The sequence below is a fragment of the Pseudomonas sp. MIS38 genome (assembly GCF_019891575.1).
GTDB lineage: Bacteria > Pseudomonadota > Gammaproteobacteria > Pseudomonadales > Pseudomonadaceae > Aquipseudomonas > Aquipseudomonas putida_A.
The window spans coordinates 141874-149942 of the sequence record NZ_JAFLXF010000015.1; the positions used below are offsets into that span (position 1 = coordinate 141874).

6 protein-coding genes are annotated in these 8069 nt (G+C 61.7%); 5 read left to right on the forward strand and 1 reads right to left on the reverse strand.

Annotated elements, in window-relative coordinates; all coding sequences use genetic code 11:
- Positions 1-4: 4 nt before the first annotated feature.
- On the reverse strand, positions 5-541 hold the full coding sequence (locus J1G18_RS18145) for an ATP-dependent zinc protease (protein WP_025110318.1): 537 nt from the start codon (positions 539-541) through the stop codon (positions 5-7).
- Between the two features lie 356 nt (positions 542-897).
- Here J1G18_RS18145 and J1G18_RS18150 point away from each other — a divergent pair, with 356 nt between their 5' ends.
- From J1G18_RS18150 to prpF, 5 genes are all read left to right on the forward strand, one after another.
- On the forward strand, positions 898-1620 hold the full coding sequence (locus J1G18_RS18150; RefSeq protein WP_177416209.1) for a GntR family transcriptional regulator: 723 nt from the start codon (positions 898-900) through the stop codon (positions 1618-1620).
- A complete protein-coding gene (gene prpB / locus J1G18_RS18155; RefSeq protein ID WP_007960897.1) occupies positions 1617-2510 on the forward strand; it encodes a methylisocitrate lyase in 894 nt (297 codons plus the stop codon). The genes J1G18_RS18150 and prpB overlap by 4 nt, the downstream gene beginning before the upstream one ends.
- A gap of 136 nt (positions 2511-2646) precedes the next feature.
- Entirely contained in the window at positions 2647-3774 is a 1128-nt protein-coding gene (gene prpC, locus J1G18_RS18160; protein WP_223008205.1) for a 2-methylcitrate synthase, read from the forward strand.
- A 201-nt stretch (positions 3775-3975) separates the two neighbouring features.
- Positions 3976-6570: a Fe/S-dependent 2-methylisocitrate dehydratase AcnD gene (gene acnD / locus J1G18_RS18165; protein WP_223008206.1), complete on the forward strand. Its 2595-nt coding sequence runs from the start codon at positions 3976-3978 to the stop codon at positions 6568-6570.
- Between the two features lie 54 nt (positions 6571-6624).
- A complete protein-coding gene (gene prpF / locus J1G18_RS18170; protein ID WP_223008207.1) occupies positions 6625-7827 on the forward strand; it encodes a 2-methylaconitate cis-trans isomerase PrpF in 1203 nt (400 codons plus the stop codon).
- The last annotated feature ends 242 nt before the right edge of the window (positions 7828-8069 follow it).

Below are 8069 nucleotides of genomic sequence, written 5' to 3' on the forward strand. Positions count from 1 at the left end.
GAAATTACTCGGCGGTATGAGCGGCGATGGTGCAGGCAGGTTTGCCGGCAGCGTATTTAAGACTGGGGTCGACCAGCGCGTCGAAGCGTTTCAAGGCTTCGGAGCCGATCAAAAGCGGGTATTGGAACGCACTTCGGTCGGTCAGGTTCACTTCGATGCTGCGCAACGCCGTGCCCATGCAGATATCCAGCTCGATCACCGGGCGCGCGGTGTACTTTTTACCTTCTTCCGGGTCGTAGTCGCCGGCGCGGCGTTTGATCTTGCTGACCCGGGCCAGCGGCCGCTCGATCGGGTGCGAATGCGCCGCGTCGATCGCCAGGTAGAAACGCACCCAGGACTCGCCGTTGCGTTTGAAGCGTTTGATGTCGCGGGCACTCAGTGAGGCGGTCTTGGCGCCAGTGTCGAGTTTGGCCGCGACTTGCAGATTGATGCCGTCAAGCGATGCGTATTCGTTGAGGCCGTACACGGTTTTTTCCCCCGCCGCGGCGAGGCCGGGCAGGCAAAACAGCGCAAAAAATGTGGGGAAGGGCTTGAGTCTCATAAATCCTGGTGCGCAGCGTTCCGTTTTCGGTTCAGGTTCCTGGCAATACTGCGCAAGCTCCTTCGTGTGCCTATCAGCTTTTTATGACAAGCCGTACAAATGGCCAGCAAATGCGGGCGGCATTCTAGCACGGTGGTTTTATGGCGCCAGCGCTGGGGCCGGTCTATAAAAGATCAAAAGATCGCAGCCTGCGGCAGCTCCTACAAAGGATTCGCGTACATTCTGTAGGAGCTGCCGAAGGCTGCGATCTTTTCGGTTTATTAGACGATTGTCGACAATATCCATTTATCCTTTGACTGGTGCCGGCTAATTGGCTAGTTTTTGCTGCATTGGATTTGAAGGTGTCGACAATCATGCTGGATCAACTCGATCCCCCGGTCATCAGCGGCGAGGATTCCGAGACGCTCTCGGAAAACGTCTTCCGGCGCATCCAGGCGGCCATCGTCAAAGGCGAGATCGCCCCAGGCAGCAAGATCTCCGAACCCGAGCTGGCGCGCACTTATGGCATCAGTCGCGGGCCGCTGCGCGAGGCCATTCATCGGCTTGAAGGTCAGCGACTGCTGGTGCGCGTACCGCATGTCGGCGCGCGGGTGGTGTCGCTCAGCCACGCCGAATTGCTCGAACTCTACGAAATCCGCGAATCCCTTGAAGGTATGGCCTGCCGGCTGGCGGCCGAGCGCATGAGCGTCGAAGAAATCGACGAACTGCGCCGGGTGCTGGAAACCCACGAGCGCGACGCGGCGTTCCAGGCTGGCGTCGGCTATTACCAGCAGGAAGGCGATTTCGACTTTCACTACCGGATCATCCAGGGCAGCGGCAATCGCACGCTGACGCAAATGCTTTGCGGCGAGCTGTACCAACTGGTGCGCATGTACCGCATCCAGTTTTCCACCACGCCCAACCGCCCGCGTCAGGCCTTCGCCGAACACCACCGGATTCTCGATGCCATCGCCGACCGTGACGGTGAACTCGCGGAATTGTTGATGCGCCGTCACATCGGCGCCTCGAAACGCAACATCGCCCGTCATTACCAGGACGGCGCCGACAATAAGACAGCCACTGAACGAGGTGAGTCATGAGTTCCAAGCAGAACACTCCAGGCCAGCGTTTCCGCGATGCGGTCGCCAGCGAGCATCCATTGCAGGTGGTCGGCGCGATCAACGCCAACCACGCGCTGCTGGCCAAGCGTGCCGGTTTCAAGGCGATCTACCTGTCCGGTGGCGGGGTGGCCGCAGGCTCGCTCGGCGTGCCGGACCTGGGCATCACCGGCCTGGATGACGTGCTGACCGACGTGCGGCGCATCACTGACGTCTGCGACCTGCCGCTGCTGGTGGACGTCGACACCGGTTTCGGCTCGTCGGCGTTCAACGTGGCGCGCACCGTGAAGTCGATGATCAAGTTCGGCGCGGCGGCGATTCACATCGAGGACCAGGTCGGCGCCAAGCGTTGCGGCCACCGTCCGAACAAGGAAATCGTCAGCCAGCAGGAAATGGTCGACCGCATCAAAGCCGCCGTCGATGCCCGTACCGACGACAGCTTCGTGATCATGGCGCGTACTGACGCGCTGGCGGTGGAAGGTCTGGAGTCGGCACTGGATCGCGCCGCGGCGTGCATCGAGGCCGGCGCCGACATGATCTTCCCGGAAGCCATCACCGAGCTGGAGATGTACAAGCTGTTCGCCAACCGGGTAAAGGCGCCGATCCTCGCCAACATCACCGAGTTCGGCTCGACACCGCTGTACACCACCGAGCAGCTTGCAGGGGCGGATGTGTCGCTGGTGCTGTACCCGTTGTCGGCGTTCCGCGCGATGAACAAGGCAGCGGAAAACGTCTACACCGCGATCCGCCGCGACGGCACCCAGCAGAATGTCATCGACACCATGCAGACGCGCATGGAGCTTTACGATCGCATCGATTACCACACGTTCGAGCAGAAGCTCGATGCGTTGTTTGCACAGAAGAAAGGCTGAATTAAACCCTGTGGGAGCGGGCTTGCTCGCGAAGACGGACTGATATCCAACATTGATGTCGACTGATCCAGCGCTTTCGCGAGCAAGCCCGCTCCCACACGTTTCCCCTACAAATTCAAGAAGATTGGAGACAGCAATGGCCGAAGCAAAAGTACTCAGTGGCGCCGGGCTCCGTGGCCAGGTTGCCGGGCAAACCGCACTGTCCACCGTGGGCCAGGCCGGTGCCGGGCTGACCTATCGCGGCTACGACGTGCGTGAACTGGCAGCAGACGCGCAGTTCGAAGAAGTGGCTTACCTGCTGCTGTACGGTGAGGTGCCGACCCAGGCACAACTTGACGCCTACCAGCAAAAGCTGAGCAAGCTGCGCGACCTGCCGCAAGCACTGAAAGAAGTGCTCGAACGCATCCCCGCTGACGCCCATCCGATGGACGTGATGCGCACCGGTTGCTCGTTCCTCGGCAACCTCGAGCCGGAGAAAGACTTCTCCGAACAGCGCGACAAGACTGACCGTCTGCTGGCCGCATTCCCGGCGATCATGTGCTACTGGTATCGCTTCAGCCACGACGGCAAGCGCATCAACTGCGTCAGCGACGAACCTACGATTGGCGGCCACTTCCTGCACCTGCTGCACGACAAGAAGCCGAGCGAACTGCACGTCAAAGTGATGAACGTGTCGCTGATCCTTTACGCCGAGCACGAATTCAACGCCTCGACGTTTACCGCTCGCGTTTGCGCATCGACCCTGTCCGACCTGTATTCCTGCGTCACGGCGGCTATCGGTTCGCTGCGTGGCCCGCTGCATGGCGGCGCCAACGAGGCGGCAATGGAAATGATCGAGCGCTTCTCGTCGCCGCAAGAGGCGATCAAAGGCACCCTCGGCATGCTCGAGCGCAAGGACAAGATCATGGGCTTCGGCCACGCGATCTATAAGGACAGCGATCCGCGTAACGAGGTGATCAAGGGCTGGTCGAAAAAACTCGCCGACGAAGTCGGTGACAAGGTGCTGTTCCCGGTCTCCGAAGCCATCGACAAGACCATGTGGGAGCAGAAAAAACTGTTCCCCAACGCCGACTTCTACCATGCCTCGGCGTACCACTTCATGGGCATCCCGACCAAGCTGTTCACGCCGATCTTCGTCTGCTCGCGCCTGACCGGCTGGGCCGCGCACGTGTTCGAACAGCGCGCCAACAACCGCATCATCCGTCCAAGCGCCGAGTACATCGGCGTTGAGCAGCGCAAGTTCGTGCCAATCGAACGTCGCTGAATGGTGAGCTGACCCGATCCTTGAAGCCACCACAAATCCCTGTAGGAGTGAGCCTGCTCGCGATGACGGACTGACATTCACCATTGATGTCGACTGATCTACCGCTATCGCGAGCAGGCTCACTCCTACAAGGGACGGTGTGAATCTTGAGTCGGGCGTCTGCCCACCCTTTGAAACTACCGTGACCCGAGTCCTGACCCGATGAACACAGCATTCCGCAAAAACCTGCCCGGCAGTTCCCTGGATTATTTCGACGTCCGTGCGGCGGTCGAGGCGATTCAGCCCGGCAGCTACGACACCCTGCCGTACACCTCCCGCGTGCTGGCGGAAAACCTCGTGCGTCGCTGCGACCCGGCCACGCTCAGCGATTCGCTGAAACAACTGATCGAGCGCAAACGCGACCTCGACTTCCCGTGGTTTCCGGCGCGTGTCGTGTGCCACGACATTCTCGGCCAGACCGCACTGGTCGACCTCGCCGGCCTGCGTGACGCGATCGCCCTGCAGGGCGGTGACCCGGCGCAGGTCAACCCGGTGGTGCCGACGCAACTGATCGTCGACCACTCGCTGGCGGTGGAAGCGGGCGGTTTCGACAAGCAGGCGTTCGAGAAGAACCGCGCCATCGAAGACCGGCGCAACGAAGACCGTTTCCACTTCATCAACTGGACCAAAAAAGCCTTCAAGAACGTCGACGTGATCCCGCCAGGCAACGGCATCATGCACCAGATCAACCTGGAGAAAATGTCTCCGGTGATCCAGGTGCGCGACGGTGTGGCGTTCCCCGACACCTGTGTCGGCACCGACAGCCACACCCCGCACGTCGATGCGCTGGGCGTGATCGCCATCGGCGTCGGTGGCCTCGAAGCCGAGAGCGTGATGCTCGGCCGCGCCTCGTGGATGCGCCTGCCGGAGAGCGTTGGCGTCGAACTGACCGGCAAGCTGCAACCCGGCATCACCGCCACCGACATGGTGCTGGCGCTGACCGAATACCTGCGCAAACAGAAAGTCGTTGGCGCCTGGCTGGAGTTCTTTGGCGAAGGCGCGTCCGCGCTGACCCTCGGCGACCGCGCGACCATCTCCAACATGGCCCCGGAATACGGCGCCACCGCGGCGATGTTCTACATCGATCAGCAGACCATCGACTACCTGAAACTCACCGGTCGCGAAGACCAGCAAGTGCAACTGGTCGAGCAGTACGCCAGACTCAACGGCCTGTGGGCCGACAGCCTGAAAGGCGCGCAATACGAGCGTGGCCTGACTTTCGATCTGTCGTCGGTGGTGCGCAACATGGCCGGTCCGAGCAACCCGCACGCCCGCGTCGCGGTAGCGGATCTGGCGGCCAAAGGCATCTCCGGGCAGTGGGATGACGTGCCGGGGCAAATGCCCGACGGCGCGGTGATCATCGCGGCCATCACCAGTTGCACCAACACCAGTAACCCGCGCAACGTGATCGCCGCCGGTCTGCTGGCGCGCAACGCCAACAAGCTCGGCCTGACCCGCAAGCCGTGGGTCAAATCCTCGCTGGCACCGGGGTCGAAAACCGTGGCGCTGTATCTCGATGAGGCGGGGCTGACCACGGAGCTGGAGCAACTCGGTTTCGGCGTCGTCGCGTTTGCCTGCACCACTTGCAACGGCATGTCCGGCGCCCTCGATCCGGTGATCCAGCAGGAGATCATCGACCGCGATCTGTATGCGACGGCCGTGCTCTCCGGCAACCGCAACTTCGACGGCCGCATTCACCCGTACGCCAAACAGGCGTTCCTCGCGTCGCCGCCGCTGGTGGTCGCGTACGCCATCGCCGGGACCATCCGTTTCGACATCGAGAAAGATGTGCTGGGCGTGGTCGACGGCAAGGAAATCCGCCTGAAGGACATCTGGCCGAGCGACGAAGAAATCGACGCGGTGGTGAAGTCGTCGGTGAAGCCGGAGCAGTTCCGGCAGGTCTACATTCCGATGTTCGCCATCCAAGAAGACACCGGCCCGAAAGTCGCGCCGCTGTACGACTGGCGCGAAATGAGCACCTATATCCGCCGTCCGCCGTACTGGGAAGGCGCGCTGGCCGGCGCGCGGCCGCTGAAGGGTATGCGCCCGCTGGCGGTACTGCCGGACAACATCACCACCGATCACCTGTCGCCCTCGAACGCGATCATGCTCGACAGCGCCGCCGGTGAATACCTGGCGAAAATGGGCCTGCCGGAAGAGGACTTCAACTCCTACGCCACGCACCGTGGTGACCACTTGACCGCGCAACGCGCGACCTTCGCCAACCCGAAACTGTTCAACGAAATGGTTCAGGAAAACGGCAAGGTCAAGCAGGGCTCGCTGGCGCGGGTCGAGCCGGAAGGCCAGGTGATGCGCATGTGGGAAGCCATCGAAACCTACATGGAGCGCAAGCAGCCGCTGATCATCATTGCCGGCGCCGATTACGGTCAGGGTTCGTCCCGCGACTGGGCGGCCAAAGGCGTGCGTCTGGCAGGTGTCGAAGCGATCGTCGCCGAAGGTTTCGAGCGCATCCACCGCACCAACCTGGTGGGCATGGGCGTGTTGCCGCTGGAGTTCAAACCGGGCACCGACCGTCACACGCTGGCCATCGACGGCAGCGAAACCTACGACGTGATCGGCGCCCGTACCCCGCGCGCCGACCTGACGCTGGTGATCCACCGCAACAACGGCGAGCGCGTAGAAGTGCCGGTAACCTGCCGTCTGGATACCGCTGAAGAAGTGTCGATCTACGAGGCCGGCGGCGTGTTGCAGCGCTTCGCCCAGGACTTCCTCGAAGAGTCGGCGGTTGCCGTTTAAATCTACTGATACAGGCGTGAGATCGCCATCTCACGCCTGTGGTTAAGGAGCATCATGGCTCACGCAGCTAATTTCGCACCGCAGATCAAAATCCCCGCCACCTACATGCGCGGCGGTACCAGCAAAGGCGTGTTCTTCAGCCTCAAGGATCTGCCCGAAGCCGCGCAGGTTCCCGGCCCCGCCCGCGATGCCTTGCTGCTGCGGGTGATCGGCAGCCCCGACCCGTACGACAAGCAGATCGACGGCATGGGCGGTGCCACCTCGAGCACCAGCAAAACCGTGATCCTGTCGAAAAGCAGCAAGGCCGATCACGACGTCGATTATCTGTTCGGTCAGGTCTCCATCGACAAGCCGTTCGTCGACTGGAGCGGTAATTGCGGCAACCTCTCGGCAGCGGTCGGTTCGTTCGCCATCAGCAACGGTCTGGTGGAGGCCAGCCGCATTCCGCACAACGGCGTGGCGGTGGTGCGCGTGTGGCAGGCCAACATCGGCAAGACCATTATCGCCCACGTGCCGATCACCAACGGCGAAGTGCAGGAAACCGGTGATTTCGAACTCGACGGCGTGACCTTTCCGGCCGCCGAAGTGCAGGTCGAATTCATGGACCCGGCGGCGGAAGAAGAGGGCGGCGGCGGTTCGATGTTCCCCACCGGCAACCTGATCGATCAGTTGGAGGTGCCGGGTGTCGGCACGTTCCAGGCGACCATGATCAACGCCGGGATCCCGACGATTTTCGTCAACGCCGCAGACATCGGCTACACCGGCACCGAGCTGCAAAGCGCGATCAACAGCGACCCGAAAGCGCTGCAGATGTTCGAAACCATCCGCGCCTACGGTGCGTTGCGCATGGGGCTGATTGCGAATCTGGACGAAGCGGCCAAGCGACAGCACACACCGAAAGTCGCGTTTGTCGCCAAGCCTGCGGATTACATCGCGTCCAGCGGCAAGGCGATTGCTGCCGCTGATGTGGATCTGCTGGTGCGTGCGTTGTCGATGGGCAAATTGCACCACGCGATGATGGGGACGGCGGCGGTGGCAATCGGCACGGCGGCGGCGATTTCCGGGACTTTGGTGAATCTCGCGGCGGGCGGTGTCGAACGCAACGCGGTGCGCTTCGGCCATCCGTCCGGGACGCTGCGCGTAGGCGCCGAGGCCAGTCTGGAAAACGGTGAGTGGGTAGTGAAAAAGGCCATCATGAGCCGCAGTGCGCGCGTCCTCATGGAAGGTTTCGTCCGTATCCCTGGCGACTCTTTCTGATCCAGTATCGATGCCCTCACCCCAGCCCTCTCCCGGAGGGAGAGGGAGCAGACCGAGTTGTAATTGGATGTCCTGCGACCTGAAGCATCTTGGCGATTATGGATTCACGGGAGAGCTTTCAGGTCGACGTATGTGTTGAATATCACCCTAGCCTCTCCCGGAGGGAGAGGGAGCAGACCGAGTTGTAATTGGATGTCCTGCGACCTGAAGCATCTTGGCGATTATGGATTCACGGGAGAGCT

Bases quoted from the DNA above. Each gene is read 5' to 3' on its own strand.
- prpC (WP_223008205.1), top strand. From the start codon at position 2,647: ATGGCCGAAGCAAAAGTACTCAGTGGCGCCGGGCTCCGTGGCCAGGTT.
- prpB (WP_007960897.1), top strand. From the start codon at position 1,617: ATGAGTTCCAAGCAGAACACTCCAGGCCAGCGTTTCCGCGATGCGGTC.
- acnD (WP_223008206.1), top strand. From the start codon at position 3,976: ATGAACACAGCATTCCGCAAAAACCTGCCCGGCAGTTCCCTGGATTAT.
- J1G18_RS18145 (WP_025110318.1), bottom strand. From the start codon at position 541: ATGAGACTCAAGCCCTTCCCCACATTTTTTGCGCTGTTTTGCCTGCCC.
- prpF (WP_223008207.1), top strand. From the start codon at position 6,625: ATGGCTCACGCAGCTAATTTCGCACCGCAGATCAAAATCCCCGCCACC.